At 34.2% G+C, this 16428-nt stretch carries 21 protein-coding genes and 1 pseudogene; 6 read left to right on the top strand and 16 right to left on the bottom strand.

Annotated elements, in window-relative coordinates:
* A pseudogene (locus tag ACR1PN_RS17865) lies at positions 1 to 109 on the top strand (IS982 family transposase); the annotation flags it as partial.
* A gap of 7 nt (positions 110 to 116) precedes the next feature.
* Here the strand turns inward: ACR1PN_RS17865 and ACR1PN_RS17870 are convergent.
* The 11 genes from ACR1PN_RS17870 to ACR1PN_RS17920 all read right to left on the bottom strand — a co-directional run bounded on the left by ACR1PN_RS17870 (position 117) and on the right by ACR1PN_RS17920 (position 7667).
* On the bottom strand, positions 117 to 788 hold the full coding sequence (locus ACR1PN_RS17870; RefSeq protein ID WP_433981133.1) for a DUF2971 domain-containing protein: 672 nt from the start codon (positions 786 to 788) through the stop codon (positions 117 to 119).
* A 13-nt stretch (positions 789 to 801) separates the two neighbouring features.
* A complete protein-coding gene (locus ACR1PN_RS17875) occupies positions 802 to 1617 on the bottom strand; it encodes a TIGR02452 family protein (RefSeq protein WP_433981134.1) in 816 nt (271 codons plus the stop codon).
* Between the two features lie 44 nt (positions 1618 to 1661).
* On the bottom strand, positions 1662 to 2033 hold the full coding sequence (locus ACR1PN_RS17880) for an ADP-ribosylation/crystallin J1 (protein WP_433981135.1): 372 nt from the start codon (positions 2031 to 2033) through the stop codon (positions 1662 to 1664).
* A 115-nt stretch (positions 2034 to 2148) separates the two neighbouring features.
* Entirely contained in the window at positions 2149 to 2622 is a 474-nt protein-coding gene (locus ACR1PN_RS17885) for a macro domain-containing protein (RefSeq protein ID WP_433981136.1), read from the bottom strand.
* A gap of 2 nt (positions 2623 to 2624) precedes the next feature.
* Entirely contained in the window at positions 2625 to 3032 is a 408-nt protein-coding gene (locus ACR1PN_RS17890) for a hypothetical protein (protein WP_433981137.1), read from the bottom strand.
* Positions 3033 to 3329: 297 nt separating this feature from the next.
* Positions 3330 to 4400, bottom strand: a complete 1071-nt coding sequence (locus ACR1PN_RS17895; protein WP_433981138.1) for an adenylosuccinate synthetase — start codon at positions 4398 to 4400, stop codon at positions 3330 to 3332.
* 3 nt (positions 4401 to 4403) lie between these two features.
* Complete coding sequence (locus ACR1PN_RS17900) at positions 4404 to 5258, bottom strand: hypothetical protein (protein WP_433981139.1); 855 nt, start codon at positions 5256 to 5258, stop codon at positions 4404 to 4406.
* Between the two features lie 3 nt (positions 5259 to 5261).
* Positions 5262 to 5597 (bottom strand): hypothetical protein, encoded by a 336-nt coding sequence (locus ACR1PN_RS17905; protein WP_433981140.1) that lies wholly within the window; start codon positions 5595 to 5597, stop codon positions 5262 to 5264.
* A 70-nt stretch (positions 5598 to 5667) separates the two neighbouring features.
* Positions 5668 to 6216, bottom strand: coding sequence for a prolyl hydroxylase family protein (locus ACR1PN_RS17910; RefSeq protein WP_433981141.1), 549 nt, complete (start codon positions 6214 to 6216; stop codon positions 5668 to 5670).
* Positions 6217 to 6246: 30 nt separating this feature from the next.
* On the bottom strand, positions 6247 to 6789 hold the full coding sequence (locus ACR1PN_RS17915; protein WP_433981142.1) for an NADAR family protein: 543 nt from the start codon (positions 6787 to 6789) through the stop codon (positions 6247 to 6249).
* A 200-nt stretch (positions 6790 to 6989) separates the two neighbouring features.
* Entirely contained in the window at positions 6990 to 7667 is a 678-nt protein-coding gene (locus ACR1PN_RS17920) for an NUDIX hydrolase (RefSeq protein ID WP_072963087.1), read from the bottom strand.
* 142 nt (positions 7668 to 7809) lie between these two features.
* Between ACR1PN_RS17920 and ACR1PN_RS17925 the strand changes: the two genes are divergently transcribed.
* The gene (locus tag ACR1PN_RS17925; protein ID WP_433981143.1) at positions 7810 to 8427 is read left to right on the top strand and encodes a DUF1579 domain-containing protein; all 618 of its coding nucleotides are present in this window, start codon (positions 7810 to 7812) and stop codon (positions 8425 to 8427) included.
* A 189-nt stretch (positions 8428 to 8616) separates the two neighbouring features.
* Here the strand turns inward: ACR1PN_RS17925 and lepA are convergent, their stop codons facing one another.
* The 5 genes from lepA to ACR1PN_RS17950 all read right to left on the bottom strand — a co-directional run bounded on the left by lepA (position 8617) and on the right by ACR1PN_RS17950 (position 13516).
* Complete coding sequence (gene lepA / locus ACR1PN_RS17930; RefSeq protein ID WP_072962884.1) at positions 8617 to 10413, bottom strand: translation elongation factor 4; 1797 nt, start codon at positions 10411 to 10413, stop codon at positions 8617 to 8619.
* Positions 10414 to 10538: 125 nt separating this feature from the next.
* Positions 10539 to 11570, bottom strand: a complete 1032-nt coding sequence (locus ACR1PN_RS17935; protein ID WP_433981144.1) for a hypothetical protein — start codon at positions 11568 to 11570, stop codon at positions 10539 to 10541.
* A 138-nt stretch (positions 11571 to 11708) separates the two neighbouring features.
* Positions 11709 to 12221: a hypothetical protein gene (locus ACR1PN_RS17940; protein WP_433981145.1), complete on the bottom strand. Its 513-nt coding sequence runs from the start codon at positions 12219 to 12221 to the stop codon at positions 11709 to 11711.
* Between the two features lie 6 nt (positions 12222 to 12227).
* Positions 12228 to 12947, bottom strand: a complete 720-nt coding sequence (locus ACR1PN_RS17945) for a hypothetical protein (RefSeq protein ID WP_433981146.1) — start codon at positions 12945 to 12947, stop codon at positions 12228 to 12230.
* A gap of 17 nt (positions 12948 to 12964) precedes the next feature.
* Positions 12965 to 13516 carry an RNA polymerase sigma factor gene (locus tag ACR1PN_RS17950; protein ID WP_378182724.1) on the bottom strand — a complete coding sequence of 184 codons (552 nt, stop codon included), beginning with the start codon at positions 13514 to 13516 and terminating at the stop codon, positions 12965 to 12967.
* 154 nt (positions 13517 to 13670) lie between these two features.
* Between ACR1PN_RS17950 and ACR1PN_RS17955 the strand changes: the two genes are divergently transcribed.
* The 4 genes from ACR1PN_RS17955 (at position 13671) to ACR1PN_RS17970 (ending at position 16427) form a co-directional block, all read left to right on the top strand.
* Positions 13671 to 14423 carry a Rossmann-like and DUF2520 domain-containing protein gene (locus ACR1PN_RS17955; RefSeq protein WP_433981147.1) on the top strand — a complete coding sequence of 251 codons (753 nt, stop codon included), beginning with the start codon at positions 13671 to 13673 and terminating at the stop codon, positions 14421 to 14423.
* A gap of 28 nt (positions 14424 to 14451) precedes the next feature.
* Positions 14452 to 15207 (top strand): SIMPL domain-containing protein, encoded by a 756-nt coding sequence (locus ACR1PN_RS17960; RefSeq protein ID WP_378182718.1) that lies wholly within the window; start codon positions 14452 to 14454, stop codon positions 15205 to 15207.
* Positions 15208 to 15301: 94 nt separating this feature from the next.
* The gene (locus tag ACR1PN_RS17965; protein WP_433981148.1) at positions 15302 to 15820 is read left to right on the top strand and encodes a KdsC family phosphatase; all 519 of its coding nucleotides are present in this window, start codon (positions 15302 to 15304) and stop codon (positions 15818 to 15820) included.
* 52 nt (positions 15821 to 15872) lie between these two features.
* Positions 15873 to 16427, top strand: coding sequence for a Maf family protein (locus ACR1PN_RS17970; RefSeq protein WP_433981149.1), 555 nt, complete (start codon positions 15873 to 15875; stop codon positions 16425 to 16427).
* Position 16428 lies beyond the last annotated feature (1 nt).

A 16428-nucleotide genomic window follows, 5' to 3' on the forward strand; every position in this document is an offset into this window, starting at 1 on the left:
TGTTCTGAATATTTTATCGGCTTTAGCTGCTTATTCATTCTTTGATAAAAAACCATCAATAAACACCAATGAAGACATTATTGACAAAGATAGATTAATCGCTGCTTAAATCGAACTCACGTTAATTTAAAATTTGATGGAAATACTTCAAAAAACTTCACATCCAAATCTTTGAAAAGCCCATAAAAAGATTCCTTAATTATTTCTGGTGTTTTAATTCCAAAATAAATTCCCGTGATGGCAGAAGGATGAAATTTTTTCATTCCATACTTATCAAAAATTAATCTTATTTCTTCTTCATGTTTCCATGTAGATTTTTTAGTAGCAAACATTTTTTTAATAAAGCCGTCTTGTAAGTTTGTAAGATCTCCAATTCCTAAAGTTGGAATATTATCTTTATAATCAATTTCGAATGTATATTGAAAATCAAAGTTCTGACCTTTATCAATCAATTTCTCTAAATCATATTCGATGCAATATCCTGAATAAGAACTTGCATAGTAAGCCCATAATTGTTCATTCAAAAAATCCGTACTTAAACAATAAACTCCTATTTCTTCTTTGAAATTTAAAACTTCTTTAAATTGATCCTCGAAACTATCTAATTCCTGATAGGCAAATAAAGTTTTCAAAAGATTTATGACTTGAGATATTTCTTCATTAAAGTAAATGTCAAATGGATCATTCAACATATTATAATTTGATGAATAAAAAGAATTGTTTTTAATTGTCTCAAAATCTCTTTCAAAAACGTCTTTTTCTATTGATCTATATTTATAAACTTTCATGATAAATAAAATTTTAAATAATTTCTTCAAACGGCCTTATCATCTCCTCTTTCTTTGAAAGAATCGCAAAAACCACTCTTTTAAATTTATTTTTATACTTTCCGTGAAGATGCTTTTTAAATAATTCAGCAATTTCTTTCGGATCATTTTTGAAAACTCCGCATCCCCAAGCTCCCAAGATCAAGGTTTCATTTGCCTGACTTAAAGCCAAAGCCAACATTTTATCTGTTCTTACATCCATCGCTCCGAAAATTTCGTGAGCCCTTTCCGGTTCCTGACGTTTGACAACTCCTGCATTCACCGCGGGAGACGTGATGAAATTACACAATACAGGTTTTGATAACAATTCGCCTTTATCCTTTCTGAAAACCGGAACTTTCGGGCTGTAAATCATCATATCGGTGTAGAAACAAGATTCCATTTCGCGATGAATTTTGTAATAATCCCAACCTTGAAGCAAACTTTCATGCAATCCTGAAGTTCTCGCCAGGCTTTCTTCCTGAGCCTCGGCTCCGTTGATAAAACCGCCGCCCGGATTTTTCGCCGATGCGAAATTCAGACACATGATTTTTTCCTGATTTTCTTCTTCGGCTAATTGTAAAATAGCTTTTAAAGAACTGCATCTCCAGACTTCAAACTGCGTTTCAAAATGGATTTCAGGAAGTTTGTTATTTGCCAATTCTGAAAGTTCATCGGGATAGAACAAAACTGTCCCTTTCGTGGAAACTTCCAATTCGTTTTCTATATTTATTTTTTCGTTGTGTTCGTTTATATAATATTTCTTGGCAAGGATATCCAAAGTATCTTTTGCCATTCCTTTATTGGTCATCGTTAGTTTTTTTATGTTTATTAGTAATTTTTCTACATCCGTATTTACGGGTTCTTTAAATCTTTCCCCATAAATACCTTTGTCACTTTAATATTTCCTACAATTGCCTTATTAAAATTATCCAATTCTTCCGAAGGAACCCACAGTTCATTGTGATTTCTAGCTCCAACATTTTGTGAAGGATATTGATTGACAACTTCTTCTAATACTTCAAATTCGGTTACAAATCCAAGATAATTTCCGGCTTCATCTCTTGTATTCCATTTTTCTGCGATTTCGGAAGCGTAGCCTTCATCCAAAACGGGATAGAAAATGGGTTGCCATTCCAATCTTGAAGGGAATTTTTTGAAATTGCTTTCGATAATTAAAAGCATTTCTTTTTCTCCGACGGGTCTGTATAATGTTTTGGTTTTCATGATTGTGTTTTTAATTTATTTAACGCAAAGTCCGCAAAGATTTTCTTTTAAACTGGATGTATATTTTTAAGTTCGCAAAGGCGTTCTACTTAGCAAAGCTCTCAAAGAAAATTATTTATTCAAAATCATAAACATATACTTCAACATTATTTTTCAGCAATGTTCTTTCAATAATCGGTTCAATTTCTTCCCACTTTCCACCAGCTAAACCACAACCAATTCTTGGCATATGAACACTAGCATTTAATTTTAAAGCTTCATCAGAAAGTTTATTTAGACACTGTTCAACGGCTTCATATCTGATTGGTGGAATTCCTTTTGAATTGATAATTGTCTTATGCTGACCAATCATATTGCAAACCCAAAGATTATCTTCAACCTGAACGATTTGAATTTCTCCAAGTGTAAAATTTTCACCATTTTGAAACCATTTTCTGTATTCAGCTTCAGGCTTTTTCCATCGTTTTGAAATCGCTAATACGAAACCTTTTCCCCAGCCTCCGATATCGTTACAGATATGAGCAATAATTTTATTTCCTTCAATGTGAGGATTTGTGGCATCACCTTTTAAATATATTATCGTTTTCATGGTTATTGGATTTTAATTTTACCTAAACTTAGGCACTTTTCAATATTTTTTAAAGTTCCGCTTTTTCTTTTTTCATCACTATTAAAATCGATGGCTAAAAAATGAGTACAAAGTTCTATTCCGAACTGATCTCTTTCATTATCAGAATTAAATCCCCCAATTATTTTCCAGTTTTTTGCTTTTGTTTGAAATGAATTGGCAAAATATCTTGGTCTTTTTCCGACATGTAAAACTGTTACATTTTCAGATTTATCCTTTAAAAATTCCATCATTAAAGTATCGGTCCCTGAAAAATCTCCGAGAATAAATTCACACTCGGAAAGATTTAATTTTTTTATTGGTTCGATATAAAACTGATGAAAATTTTCCCACGACACATTTCCATTTCCGGATACATATATTTTTTTCATCACTTGTATTTTAGTATTTCTAATTTTTTAACGCAAAGTCCACAAAGTTTTTTTGCCAATAATCCTGCTGATTTTTAAGTTCGCAAAGGCGTTTCACCTAACAAAGCTCACAAAGAAATTCTACTATGTTAAATTTTAAGGATTTGTGGCGTCGCCTTTTAAATATGTTATTGTTTTCATGGTTTCTAATATTTTAAGTTTTGGCTAAAGCCTTTTGACTTTGCTTTATTATGAAAATGGGCTAAAGCCCATTCCTATTGATATGATAGTTGTGTTAATTATTTTTATCTCTTTATATCAATTAATTCTTTTAAAATCTATTGAAAACGGAGAATAAGACCCAAAAACCGCATCAAATTTCACCTTAAGATTTTCTATTTCAAATTTTTCATCTAACTGATCTAAGCAAGTTATCACCAGATTTTTCTTTTGAGCAACACCATAGGCTTCATCCACTTTCAAGGCATAATTCAACAACCCATAATCCAAATCTCCAAAACGCAGATCTTTTTGAAATTTATTAAAAGTACAGGTTTCTTCTTCATTATTTTTCAGATTTAATGATTTTTCATTGCTCATCCATCCATTTCCATGACGGGTTGAGTAACTTCTGGTCACATAAAACATTTCAATATCTTCAATATTAATCAGTTTACAAACCTGATAAGCGTTTTTAGAAGTCGTATTTGCATAAGTCACATTTGGAAAAACGCCATGATCCATGTCCAGTAAAATTCCCTGACTTCCTTCAAAAATAAGATGATTAAATGATTTCAAGTACTCATAACCTTCTATTTTCCAATCCATTTTATCAATCGCTTCTAAAAAATCCTGCAAAGCGTTTTCTATTTCTTCTCCTTCTTCAAAACCGTAGTAATTGGCAATTCCTTTTAATTTTTCAATCAGCATCGCTCTTGGAGCGATTAAATCAACAGCAAATAATTTAAACGGACTTTCATTTCTTTTCATCGTTGCGCCGACTCCTTTTCCACAGGTTCCGTGCTCTAAATTTTTGACATTTTTTCTATTGTATAAAACATCAAAAGGAGTTGTCACTTTTGCTAAAGGGTGGATCGTCAATTCAACATTTCCATTTTTTTGTATTAGCTCTTCCCTTTCATTGAATAAAAACGTCGGATGAATCGTGCAATGTTCCGTGAAATAGGAAGGCAAACCACGCAGCGCACCACTCGCAAAGCTGGAATGAATGTGCTTTTTATCATCAATCATCACCGTATGCGCCGCCTGTTGACCTCCAGAAAACCGAATAACTACAGACTCAGGATGTTGCTGAGCCAGAAAATCGGTTGTGATGCCTTTGCCTTCGTCCCCAAATCCTAAGCCTATAATTATTTGTGCTGTTTTCATTTTTTAATACATTTGAATATTATCTAATCCTAAATTCTCTGTTGTTTTCGTAAAACGATCTTTAAATTTACTGCAAACTACATCCTTAATCACTTTCGGAACATCTCTGTAATCTTCGATAGATAAACAGTTTTGTCCTAGCAAATCTTTCCAGCCTTTATCTGCATTAATTGCTTGTCCGGAATGCAGAACGCTGATGTGAAAAACCTCATATTTTTTCTGAGCTTCTGCCAGTAATTCCGTGTGTTTGAAAGTCTGCTGTCCCGTTCCCATAATCTCTCTGATCGCTGAAGCAGGAAGCGTTTTCAGGCAAGGTTCATCGCCAACTGTGAATAGTAATCCTTTTTGATTTCTCTTTTCAAAAGCATCTGTTCTTGTGTGAAAAGCCGCAAAATACCAAGCCAGTAAATAACTTTCTCCAGCATTTCCTCCACCTCCGGACTCGATATACGTTCTTGTTAACCACATATCAAGCTCTTCATCTCCCGATTCAAATTGACCAACTTGTAATGGATATCCATCACATTCATGATCTCCGATTCCTAAGAATAAAAGTGCTGCATCGGGAACGCCGCCCTGAATAATTCCGCCCATTAATTTTGGAAGACCTTCCTGAATCAGATCATAAGGAATATGTCCCATACTTCCCGTCACGTCCAATCCTAAAATGATCGGAACTGAATTCGGATGAACCGCAGAATCTCTTGATTCTCTGAAAGAAATACCGTGTGGATTCATCGATTCATGCGCTTTTCTCTTTGCATTCTGCGTGAAAATTTCACTTGCAGATTTTGATGCATAACCTGCTTTCTTTGCTCTGTCAAAACGAGCGTCCATATCGTATCTTGTACCTCCCATAACTTAAAATTTTTTGCCAAATAAATATTCAAATCTTTTTCTTGTCAGTTCTAATTGAATATTTAAATTTCTGATGATTAATGATAATTCTATGTCTTTCTGAACGAATGCTTCCGGCTGAAAATCAGCGAATGTCAAACTGTTTTTGTCTAATGGACTGATGTCGATCAGGCCTTCCTGTTCTCTTTCCAGTCTTTTGATCTTTAGTTCAATATCTTCTACTCTTCGCCTGTAGATCAGCTCTGCATCTTCTCCGATAATTCGGGCACGGTCTTCTCTGATCTGGTCATTATTTCTTTGTAATGACTCGATGAATCTGGGTTTTAGGTCTTCTTCCATAATTCATTTTATTTTGTGTTGTTTTTACGCTAATTTAAAACTGCATAGTTTTGCCTTAATTCTTTTCGAATTATTTTTTAGAGTACATGACATCTGTTCTCAAAACGTATTTTAAACCACTGATTAAAGTTTTCCCTTCGTGTCTCAAAGGATGGTAAAAAACCAATGCAGAACCTTTCTTCGGAGCAACAGTAAATAAATTTTCAAATTCTGTTTCTCCGCCTTCAAAATCATCATTCAAGTAAATCAGAAAGGTATAAAAACTTTTCTCATTTACATTTCTGATATAGCTTCCATCCCTATGCATTTTGAATCTCTGTCCTGTAGAATATTTATAAATTCTGAACATTTCATTAAAATCCAAAATGTTATAGTCGTCATGAGTCTGAGGAAGAAATTCAGCCGCTTTTTTAAAAAGATTTTCGGCCAAATCGTTATCAAAAATCATCAGTCGATCGTTATTTCTAACTCCTTTGCTCATCATTTGCCGACCACTCATATTGATTTTGGCTTCTTCAAAGACTTTGTCTTTCGTTAAATCAATATAATGGTCGCATTCTTCATCAGTCAGGAAATTCTCGATTACGAAAATTTGTGGGTGTAATTCTTTCTTTTTCATAATGAATACTTTGTGTTGGGTTATGTGTTTTTACCTTCTTAATTCGTCTCTTGCTTCCATTAAAGCAAATCCTAACAGATTTTCACCATTCCATAACAGTGGATTTTCTGCTCTCGTATCTGTTTCCAGCATTCCGATTCCCCAGATTTTATCGTAGGGACTGGCTTCTACCAAAATCTTATCATTTGTTGAAAGTAAAAATTCCTTAAACTTTTCATTTTGAGAAAATTTCAAAAGATTTCCCTGCTTTACGATTTCATACTTATGCTCATCCCAAATTTTAGAATCAAAATTCTTTACTTTTCTACCCAGACTTTTTGCCTGATTAGGAGAACTTGCTTCTAATATTTTCCCTAAAATTTCCTCATCATTAAATAATTTTGCTTTTCCGGCCATCATATAATGTTCAGCTGTTTTGTAAACAATTCCGTTTTCTTCAAACTTAAAAGGAAACCATTGACTGAAACACGACTTTGTAATTTCATCTTTTGCCGTATGTCCCCAAAAGAATAAAAACTTCAGCTTTTCCTTTCTCTGGAATCTTTCAATTATATTTTGTAAGTGATATTTCATTATTGCGTTATTTTTACACAAATTTAAAAGATTATGATTTTATTCTCCAAATTTATTTGTGTTAATTTTACGCTAATTAATTTAATTGATTGATTATCAATATAAAAAATTTAATTTATTGGAACACTAATTTCTCAAATATGCTCACAAATGGACACGAATTTGAATCTTTGAATGAGTTGGAAACTAATAGATTAAATTTATTTGATTTCAAAATAGAACCCCTGCTCCTCAAGCTCCTTATACTTTTCTTCATTGAAAGTAAATAACTTTCCGGGCCTTCCGCTGCCTTCTTTTTTTAACGTATTGGTATCATTGAGCAGTCCGTAGCTCATGATTTTTTTACGGAAATTTCGGCGGTCAATTTCCTTTCCGATAATGGTTTTATAAAGATTTTCCAAGTCAGAAAAGGCGAATTCTTCATTCAGAAGATTGAACCCGATCGGTTGATACTGGATTTTGGTACGAAGCCTTTTTAACGCAAGATCAATAATCGTTTGATGATCAAAAGCTAATTTAGGAAGCTGATTCACACTGAACCATTGTGCATCATCTGCATCAGAATCGGCAAACAGTTCATGATAAGAAGGATTTACAAGCCCCAAATAAGCTATTGAAACTACCCTGTTTCTGGGATCGCGACCTACATTGCCAAAGGTATAGAGCTGCTCCAGAAAATCAGGCTTTATGCCTGCTTCTTCGTATAATTCTCTTTTTACCGCATCATCCAGATTTTCATCATCCAAAACCAATCCGCCGGGAAGTGCCCAACCACCTTTGAACGGCTCAATATTTCTCTGAATCAACAAAAGCTGAAGGTCTTTCTTATCAAAATATCCGAAAATAACAGCATCTACAGCAACTTTGATGTCTTGGATTTTTTTTGGAGTATTCATTGAATTAATTTGCGTTACGAATACACAAATTTACAATTTAGATTGAACAATATCAAATTTAAAATAAAAAAATTTTGTCTTGTTATTTTAATTAAATTTATAAACAACTTAAAACTAAACGATTATGAAGAATTTATTATTTGCAGCCTGCACTGCTATTCTGTTTACAGCTTGTGATAAAGTAAAAATGGATGTAAAAACTGAGAAAAGCGAAGAATGGAAACCTGTAGATTCCGCAACGGCAACCAAAGCCTGGATGGACTATGCAACTCCTGGAGAAATGCAGAAAATGATGGCAAAATCTGACGGAGCCTGGTTAGGAGAAAACACCATGTGGATGGAAAATGGTGGAAAACCTATGAAGACAACATCCGAGGCTATCAACAAAATGATTTTCGACGGCCGCTATCAGGTAAGTGAACATAAAGGCGATTTTATGGGAATGCCTTTTGAAGGAATGAGCATTGTGGGTTACGACAATTCTAAAAAGAAATTTGTGAGCACTTGGATCGACAATATGGGAACGGGAATTATGCACGGAGAGGGCGATTGGAACCCATCCACAAAATCCATCGAGTTCAAAGGAAAAATGACTGATCCTTCAAGACCGGGAAAGGATTGTGATTTCAGGGAAGTGTTTACGTTTATTGATGATAATACTCAGAAAATGGAAATGTATGGACCTGATTCGAAGACTGGGAAAGAATATAAAACCATGGAAATTGTTTATAAAAGAAAGTAAAATCTTCCATTTGACCGTTTTTCGTAAAATCGTAGAAAATGTATCGGGAAAACTTTTTAATATAAGTTCTCCATACAGATTCTTGCAGAATTTTACCCGAACTGACGAACTGTTAATTCAATTATTCAACCAAAAAATCCGCAGAACGATCTGCGGATTTATATTTTTAAAATGCATCAATGAATGATGCTAATCATTCAACTTCAAAACAGCCATAAACGCCGATTGTGGTACTTCTACCCTACCAATCTGCTTCATTTTCTTCTTACCTTCTTTCTGCTTTTCCAAAAGTTTACGTTTTCTGGAAATATCTCCTCCGTAACATTTTGCGGTAACGTCTTTTCTTAAGGCTTTAATCGTTTCTCTGGCAATAACTTTTGTTCCTAAAGCCGCCTGAACCGCAATATCGAACTGCTGTCTAGGGATCAGCTCACGAAGCTTTTCACACATTTTTTTACCGATGTGATATGCATTAGAGTCGTGGATCAATGAAGAAAGTGCATCCACCATATCTCCGTTGATCAGGATATCCATTTTCACAAGCTTAGAAGCCCTGAATCCGATCGGATGATAGTCGAATGAAGCGTAGCCTTTAGAAATTGATTTTAAACGGTCGTAAAAGTCAAAAACAACCTCAGCCAAAGGCATATTAAAAATTAATTCAACTCTTTCTGATGTTAAATAACTTTGATTAACGATTTCTCCTCTTTTCTCGATACAAAGGGTCATTACAGAACCTACGAAATCAGATTTAGTGATGATGGAAGCCTTAATGAAAGGCTCTTCCACTCTATCCATAATCGAAGGATCCATCATTTCAGACGGGTTGTTAATCAGGATCGGAACTTCCGGTTCTTTTTTCGAGTATCCAAAATAAGACACGTTCGGAACTGTTGTGATCACGTTCATATTAAACTCCCTGTCAAGACGTTCCTGAACGATTTCCATGTGAAGCATTCCTAAGAATCCGCAACGGAAACCGAAACCAAGAGCCGCAGAACTTTCAGGTTCGAAAACCAGAGAAGCATCATTCAGTCTTAATTTTTCAAGAGAGAACCTCAATTCTTCAAAATCCTCGGAATCAATCGGGTAAATACCCGCAAAAACCATTGGCTTTACTTCCTCAAAACCTTCAATCGGTCCGGAAGCAGGATTTTCAAAAGACGTAATCGTATCACCCACTTTTACTTCTCTTGCATCTTTAATTCCTGAAATCAAATATCCTACATCTCCACACTGGATCGTTTTCTTTGGAACCTGCTTCAGCTTTAAAGTACCCACTTCATCAGCACCATATTCTTTTCCGGTAGCGAAGAATTTTACCTTTTCATTTTTACTGATACTTCCGTTTACCACTTTGAAATACGCCTCAATTCCTCTGAACGGATTATAAACCGAGTCAAAGATCAAAGCCTGAAGTGGCGCATCGGGATCTCCGACCGGAGCCGGAATTCTTTCCACAATCTGCTCCAACAAATGGTGAACTCCTTCTCCTGTTTTCCCTGAAACTCTTAATACATCTTCATATTCGCAACCGATAAGATTCATGATTTCGTCGGTTACTTCTTCAGGATTTGCAGAAGGAAGGTCAATTTTATTCAAAATCGGGATGATCGTTAAATCATTTTCCAATGCCAAATACAAATTACTAATTGTCTGTGCCTGAATACTTTGCGCAGCATCTACAATCAGAAGCGCTCCTTCACAGGCCGCAATTGAACGGGAAACCTCGTAAGAAAAATCTACGTGTCCCGGTGTATCAATTAAGTTTAATATAAATTTTTCGCCTTTATATTCATAATCCATCTGGATGGCGTGAGACTTGATCGTAATCCCACGTTCTTTTTCCAAATCCATATCATCCAGCGTCTGAGACTGTAATTCTCTTTGAGTCACCGTGTTGGTATACTCCAAAAGACGATCCGCCAAAGTACTTTTACCGTGGTCGATATGGGCGATTATGCAAAAATTTCGTATGTTTTTCATTTAAGAACCTTGTAATTTGCAAAGATAAAAAAATGCAGGAGAATTTCATTTTTAATTTTAGAGGTGAAACCTTCCTTAATTTGGTTTCCAATTAAAAAAGAGAGACAAACTGCCTCTCTTAATTCTTATTTAGATTTACCAAAATCTTCGGGTAAAATATAATTTCCGGTAAACGGATCAAGCGATACCTCGGTTCCTGCCATTGCTCTTCTTTTTTGGGCAGCTTTGGCATCAATTGCTACGATTGCGACATTTGCAACCACACTTCCTATTAATCCTGCGATACCGCCACCAACCATCATAAAGGAAGAGTTGGCTTCGGGGAAGAGTTCTTCTTTTTTAACTTCAATAAAAAGACCTTGTTCATCTCTGAAAATTTCAACATACCATACAGGAATTACCTTAAATGGCACTCCTTTATAAACAAAGGCATAAAAATTTCTGATCGGTGTTTTCTCTTTTCCATTTACTGCTTTTGTTACAATGCCTTTGTTATTGGTTTCTATAATAAATCCCGGCTCAGGATTATGGGTGAAAAAACTGTAATAATCTTTATACACCCCATCTTTTAAAGAATCTGTCTTATAAATTTCGAGTTTATCTTTTAATAATGTCGAATAGTTTGAAAGTTCATCCTGATTAACCACAAAATCCCAAGCCTTCGCTCTGTATGTATTTTTTAGTAATTCTGAAAATGTAAGTGTAAGTTTTTTTGCGAGACTTTGCGCCAAATAAGGTGTTGTGCGGGAAGAAACTGTTGCAACGGTATCTTTTCTCGACAGAAAATGATACCCGTCATCTTTTTTGAGAAATGTACTCGCCCGAACCTCAAGTTTTGCTATCGAATACTTTTCGTGTTTATCCTCAGAAATATTAATATTTTCCAGCAAAAGAACCAGCTCATCATTTCCTCTTACAGGATTATCACCATAAAACCAATTTTGAAGGTCTTTGGCTGCCTCATTTTCAAAAGCAATATTTACTCGGTCTTTATGATACATAACCGAACCAATTTCCTGATTTGCTCTCCAGTCAATGACTGTAAAGCTTTTATAATCATGCTTTTTACTTTTTACAGACTGCGAAAGTTTAATTGTTTCGGTTTTTTGCGCACATAGAGATGCGGATAATAAAATGAATAGGAATAGCTTTTTCATAATCCAATTTTCACAAAAATAAGAAATATGTTATTTGTACTTAATTAATACCGCTAAAATTATTTTTTAATTTTTTATGAAAATTAAACGACCCTCACAATAAATTGCAAGAGTCGTCCAACATTAAAAAATAAACTATTATGGGTTTTGCTTCGATCTCGGAGCATTTTTCTTCCCGTCATGAGATCTCTTTTCATTCATTTTTTCTCTCATCATGGCTTCAGAATTGAAAAGCTTCAATACTTTTTGACAAGGAATAACGGTTTGCATTTTTTCAGCATATTTCTTTTTATTATCCAGTAATTTCTGTCCTAAATCAAAACTCTGCTGAAGTTTTACTTTCGCTTCTTCTTCATTTAGTTTTTCAGGATCAAAATTTGAATCGAACTGGTTTTTTATCTTCTTCTGATCATCCAGATATTCGTTGTAAATAGAAGTAAACTCAGCTTTATCCTGTGGCGCAACTTCTAACATATCAACAACCATTTTATTTCTGAATTCTGTAAGAAGTATTTTCCTTTCTTCCGGTGACATACTATTTATCACCTCTTTCCTTTTCTCAGGACTCATTTTCTTCCAGTCATAATCCTTGACCTGGGCATTTAAGCCAAACCCTGAAATTATAAAAAGTGTAAATAATATTTTTTTCATCTTACTTTAATTATATAAGTCCAAATAAACATCCTGACTAGAATTATTTGCTAATTCTGCAATCTCAGAATTGGTAAGAGATTCCAGATATTCATTCATATGAACTTCATTGGTTGCTTTTACCGCTTTTTTGTTCTGATTTCCAGAATTATTATTCACTACCTGAGAAACAACAGGTTTGATATTCATCTGACTTTCAGTTCTTTGATTAGCATTTTCAACAGAAGTTAAATCTGATGCTAAAGTTTCATAAGCTAACTGACTTTCTTTTTTCGGAGATTCTCTGTTATCAGCGTAACTACTAACTGAATTTTCATTTACTGCAGAAACTGAACTTGAATTGTAAACAAATGTTACTCCAAAAATAAGAGCCACCGATGCAGCAACAGCATATCCCCAGTTCAATTTGAAAATCGGAGCTTTTTTCTCTACTTTTATTTCGCTCAATATTCTTTCCTGAACAGTTTCAAACATGTTTTCAGGAACTTTGTAAATGTTTTTACGTTCTAAATTTTCTACGTCAAAACTTTGAACTCTGCTCAGAACTTTCTCCTGAATGTTTTCAAACATATTTTCAGGAGTTTTGTAAATATTTTTACGCTCTAAATTCTCCAGATCAAAATTTTTCACTCCACTCAACACCTTTTCCTGAATATTTTCAAACATATTCTCAGGAACTTTATAGATGTTCTTGCGTTCTAAATTATTTAGATCAAAATTTTTCATTTTTGTTTTCTCAAAAATTATCTCTCGTAATTTTCTTTGATATATTCTTCTATTTTCTGTTTGGCATAATGATAATTTGTTTTCAGAGTCCCGACAGACATATCTACAATTTTAGATATCTCTTCGTAAGGCAAATCATCATAATACCGCATCATAAATACCAGTTTCTGCTTTTCAGGCAGACTTTGTATGGCTTTTTGCAGCAAAATCTGTATTTCTTCAGCATCTCCTTCTGTATTATCAGCAACCAGATTCTGCATATAATATTCAGGATCTTCATCCGTCTTCTGCATTTTCTTTAGCTTATTAATCTGCTGCAACGCTTCATTGGTCGCAATTCTGTAAAGCCAGGTGTAAAGCTGGCTGTCATTTTTGAACTGATGAAAATTCTGATACGCCTTGATAAATGTTTCCTGCAAAGTATCCTGCGCCAGGTCTGCATCTACAATAATACGTCTGATATGCCAATATAATCTGCTTTGATAAGCATCCATCAACACACGAAGTCCTTTTTCAAGGGTTCGTGGATCTTGCATCAGCGCAATAATTTCCGCGTCTTTAATCTTCATAAGATGCTTTCATTGGTTTGGATTACAAAAATATCTAAAAGTTAAATTACTTATTCAATTTTTGTGCTATAATTTAGCTTCTTATCATTAAAAATTTAAAAATATCAATTATGCGACTTTCACCGCTACAACAAAAAATATTTATCTTTGTTGTATGCAAACAGTCATTATCGGATCCGGAAATGTTGCCTATCATCTGGCAAAAGCTTTCGTTCAAAACGGGATTTCTTTAGCCCAAATTTTTGGCAGAAATGAAAATGAGCTTCAGAAAATTTCTTCAGAATTAAATATTCCTTATTCAACACAAAAACTGGAAGAAGCAGATTTGTACATCATTTGTGTAAGTGACAATTCTGTAGAGGAAGTTTCCAAAATTATTTCTAAAAAAGATTGTTTAGTAACCCATACTTCAGGTTCACTTCCTAAGGAAGTTTTGATAGGAGAGTACAGAAAATCAAGCTTTTATCCTTTACAGACATTTTCAAAAACTAAAAATTTAGATTACAGCAAGATTCCTTTTTTTATAGAAACTGAAAACACTGAAGATCAGCAAGTTTTAACTGAATTAGCTTCTAGAATTTCAGAAAATGTGATGGAAAGTACCCATGAAAAGAGAAAATATATTCATTTGACTGCAGTTTTTGCCTGCAATTTTGTGAATCATCTTTTTTCGAGAGCAAAAGAAATTTCAGATGCACAGAAAATTCCTTTTGATTATTTTTTACCATTAATTGACGAAACCGTTCAGAAAATTCATGAAATTGAGCCAAAATCTGCACAAACCGGACCGGCTGTAAGAAATGACAAAAGAGTTTTAGAATTACATGAGCAATTATTGCAGGACGAAAGTCTTGAGATTTACAAAACGATGAATCGGTCTATAAAAAAAATGTATCAATTGCCATAAAGTTTTAACTTTGAGGAAAACAGAAAAAATGAATACAAACATTATTCGTTCCCTCATCATCGGAGCAGCCATCGTTATTACCGCTTTCGTATTAGGTTCAAGTTTTAAAAACAGAAACTTAAAACAAGATACCATATCCGTTACAGGATTGGGTTCTAAGGATTTTATTTCAGACGAAATAAGTTGGGGCGGAAGCTTTGACGCCAGTGCCATGGATGCCAAAGAAGCTTACAATTTAATCTCGCAGGATAAAGAAAAGGTAAAAGCTTTTTTCTACAGCAAAGGTTTCAAAGCTGGAGAATTTGCTTTTGGCGGGGTTAATTTTTCAAGGTCTTACAGAACGGTTACAACAAAAGAAGCAGACGGATCAGAAAAATCGGAAGATATTTTTGATGGCTATAAAGCTACTCAGAGTGTGTTTTTCAGGGCAAAGAAAAATCCGGCTTTGATGAAAAAAATTGAAAGCGTGATCGACAAAACTGCTGAACTTATCAACAGTGGAGTACAGTTTGAACCATCTTCAGCGCAATATACATACTCTGATCTTTCTTCATTAAAACACAGTTTAATCGAACAAGGTTCAAAAGATGCCAGAGAAAGAGCTGAAAAAATTGTAAAAAGCGCAGACGGAGATTTAGGAAAATTAAAAGATGCGTCGATGGGAGTTTTTCAAATCACTGCAAAAGGTTCTACGGATGAAGACAGCTATGGAGGAAATTTTGATACTTCCAGCAAAGAAAAATCAGCGAGAATTACCGTAAGACTTACGTATAATCTTGATTAAAATAATTTAGTAATAAAACAAACAAGCGATTAATGAATCCGTTAATTTGAATTTTGTCATTCATCAATTATCATTCATCAATCATTAAATTAAAATGAGTTATAAAGAGAAATTAAAAGATATTAAAGCATTTGTATTTGATGTAGACGGAGTTTTCACAGATGGAAGTGTTTATCTGATGCCCGGTGGAAATATGAGCCGAGTAATGAATGTTCTGGACGGATATGCCGTTGTAAAAGCTTTAAAAAATGATTATCTGATTGGCGTTATTACCGGAGGAAACGATGAAATGGTAAGACACCGTATCAGTTACCTGGGAATTCAGGATTATTATGCAAAATCACATGATAAAATGGTGGATTATGAAGATTTTAAAGCGAAATACAATCTTAAAAATGAAGAAATTCTGACGATGGGAGACGATATCCCTGATCTTCACATGATGCAGAATTCGGCGATTGCAACCTGCCCTGAAAATGCCGTTTCTGAGATCAAAGAAATTGCAGATTATATTTCTCAAATCAAAGGTGGAAGTGGAGCAGTACGTGATGTCATCGAACAGGTCATGAAAGTTCAGGGTAAATGGCATGATGATAATACACAATCTGTTTAATTATAAGCTTTAGTATCATTTATATTTTATCAATAATCATTTATAAATACTGATGAAAATACTTTTAGCATCACAATCTCCGAGAAGAAAAGAACTGCTTTCAAGCTTAGGATTTGATTTTGAAGTGGTGAAAATCGATTGTGAAGAAATTCTACCGGAAAATATTAAAGTAGAAGATTCTGCAGCTTATTTATCGGAATTAAAAGCCAGTACCTATCAAAATCTTCAGGAAGGTGAAATATTGCTTACCGCAGATACCGTTGTTGCCAATGGAAATGAATTTTTGGGAAAACCGAAAGATGAAAATGAAGCCAAAGAAATGCTTCAGTCATTATCCGGAAAAACACATCAGGTTTATACCGGAATTACGATTAAAACTTCAGATAAAACCATTACAGAAACTGATGTTGCCGATGTAGAGTTTGATGAAATTTCGGAGGAAGAAATTGATTTTTACATTAAAAATTACAAACCTTTCGACAAAGCAGGAAGCTACGGAATCCAGGAATGGCTCGGAATGTCGAAAATAAAAAAGATCAATGGAAGCTTCTATACCATCATGGGTCTTCCTACTCATTTGGTCTATAAAATTTTGAAGGAATTATAAA

The sequence above is a fragment of the Chryseobacterium sp. RLHN22 genome, from assembly GCF_051011795.1.
GTDB classification, from domain to species: domain Bacteria; phylum Bacteroidota; class Bacteroidia; order Flavobacteriales; family Weeksellaceae; genus Chryseobacterium; species Chryseobacterium zhengzhouense.

Coding starts and splice junctions, on each gene's coding strand:
- ACR1PN_RS17910 (WP_433981141.1), bottom strand. CDS start 6,216: ATGAAAAAGAAAGAATTACACCCACAAATTTTCGTAATCGAGAATTTC.
- ACR1PN_RS17875 (WP_433981134.1), bottom strand. CDS start 1,617: ATGACCAATAAAGGAATGGCAAAAGATACTTTGGATATCCTTGCCAAG.
- ACR1PN_RS17870 (WP_433981133.1), bottom strand. CDS start 788: ATGAAAGTTTATAAATATAGATCAATAGAAAAAGACGTTTTTGAAAGA.
- ACR1PN_RS17925 (WP_433981143.1), top strand. CDS start 7,810: ATGAAGAATTTATTATTTGCAGCCTGCACTGCTATTCTGTTTACAGCT.
- ACR1PN_RS17935 (WP_433981144.1), bottom strand. CDS start 11,570: ATGAAAAAGCTATTCCTATTCATTTTATTATCCGCATCTCTATGTGCG.
- ACR1PN_RS17880 (WP_433981135.1), bottom strand. CDS start 2,033: ATGAAAACCAAAACATTATACAGACCCGTCGGAGAAAAAGAAATGCTT.
- ACR1PN_RS17890 (WP_433981137.1), bottom strand. CDS start 3,032: ATGAAAAAAATATATGTATCCGGAAATGGAAATGTGTCGTGGGAAAAT.
- ACR1PN_RS17900 (WP_433981139.1), bottom strand. CDS start 5,258: ATGGGAGGTACAAGATACGATATGGACGCTCGTTTTGACAGAGCAAAG.
- ACR1PN_RS17950 (WP_378182724.1), bottom strand. CDS start 13,516: ATGAAGATTAAAGACGCGGAAATTATTGCGCTGATGCAAGATCCACGA.
- ACR1PN_RS17945 (WP_433981146.1), bottom strand. CDS start 12,947: ATGAAAAATTTTGATCTAAATAATTTAGAACGCAAGAACATCTATAAA.
- ACR1PN_RS17960 (WP_378182718.1), top strand. CDS start 14,452: ATGAATACAAACATTATTCGTTCCCTCATCATCGGAGCAGCCATCGTT.
- ACR1PN_RS17940 (WP_433981145.1), bottom strand. CDS start 12,221: ATGAAAAAAATATTATTTACACTTTTTATAATTTCAGGGTTTGGCTTA.
- lepA (WP_072962884.1), bottom strand. CDS start 10,413: ATGAAAAACATACGAAATTTTTGCATAATCGCCCATATCGACCACGGT.
- ACR1PN_RS17955 (WP_433981147.1), top strand. CDS start 13,671: ATGCAAACAGTCATTATCGGATCCGGAAATGTTGCCTATCATCTGGCA.
- ACR1PN_RS17895 (WP_433981138.1), bottom strand. CDS start 4,400: ATGAAAACAGCACAAATAATTATAGGCTTAGGATTTGGGGACGAAGGC.
- ACR1PN_RS17885 (WP_433981136.1), bottom strand. CDS start 2,622: ATGAAAACGATAATATATTTAAAAGGTGATGCCACAAATCCTCACATT.
- ACR1PN_RS17905 (WP_433981140.1), bottom strand. CDS start 5,597: ATGGAAGAAGACCTAAAACCCAGATTCATCGAGTCATTACAAAGAAAT.
- ACR1PN_RS17965 (WP_433981148.1), top strand. CDS start 15,302: ATGAGTTATAAAGAGAAATTAAAAGATATTAAAGCATTTGTATTTGAT.
- ACR1PN_RS17915 (WP_433981142.1), bottom strand. CDS start 6,789: ATGAAATATCACTTACAAAATATAATTGAAAGATTCCAGAGAAAGGAA.
- ACR1PN_RS17970 (WP_433981149.1), top strand. CDS start 15,873: ATGAAAATACTTTTAGCATCACAATCTCCGAGAAGAAAAGAACTGCTT.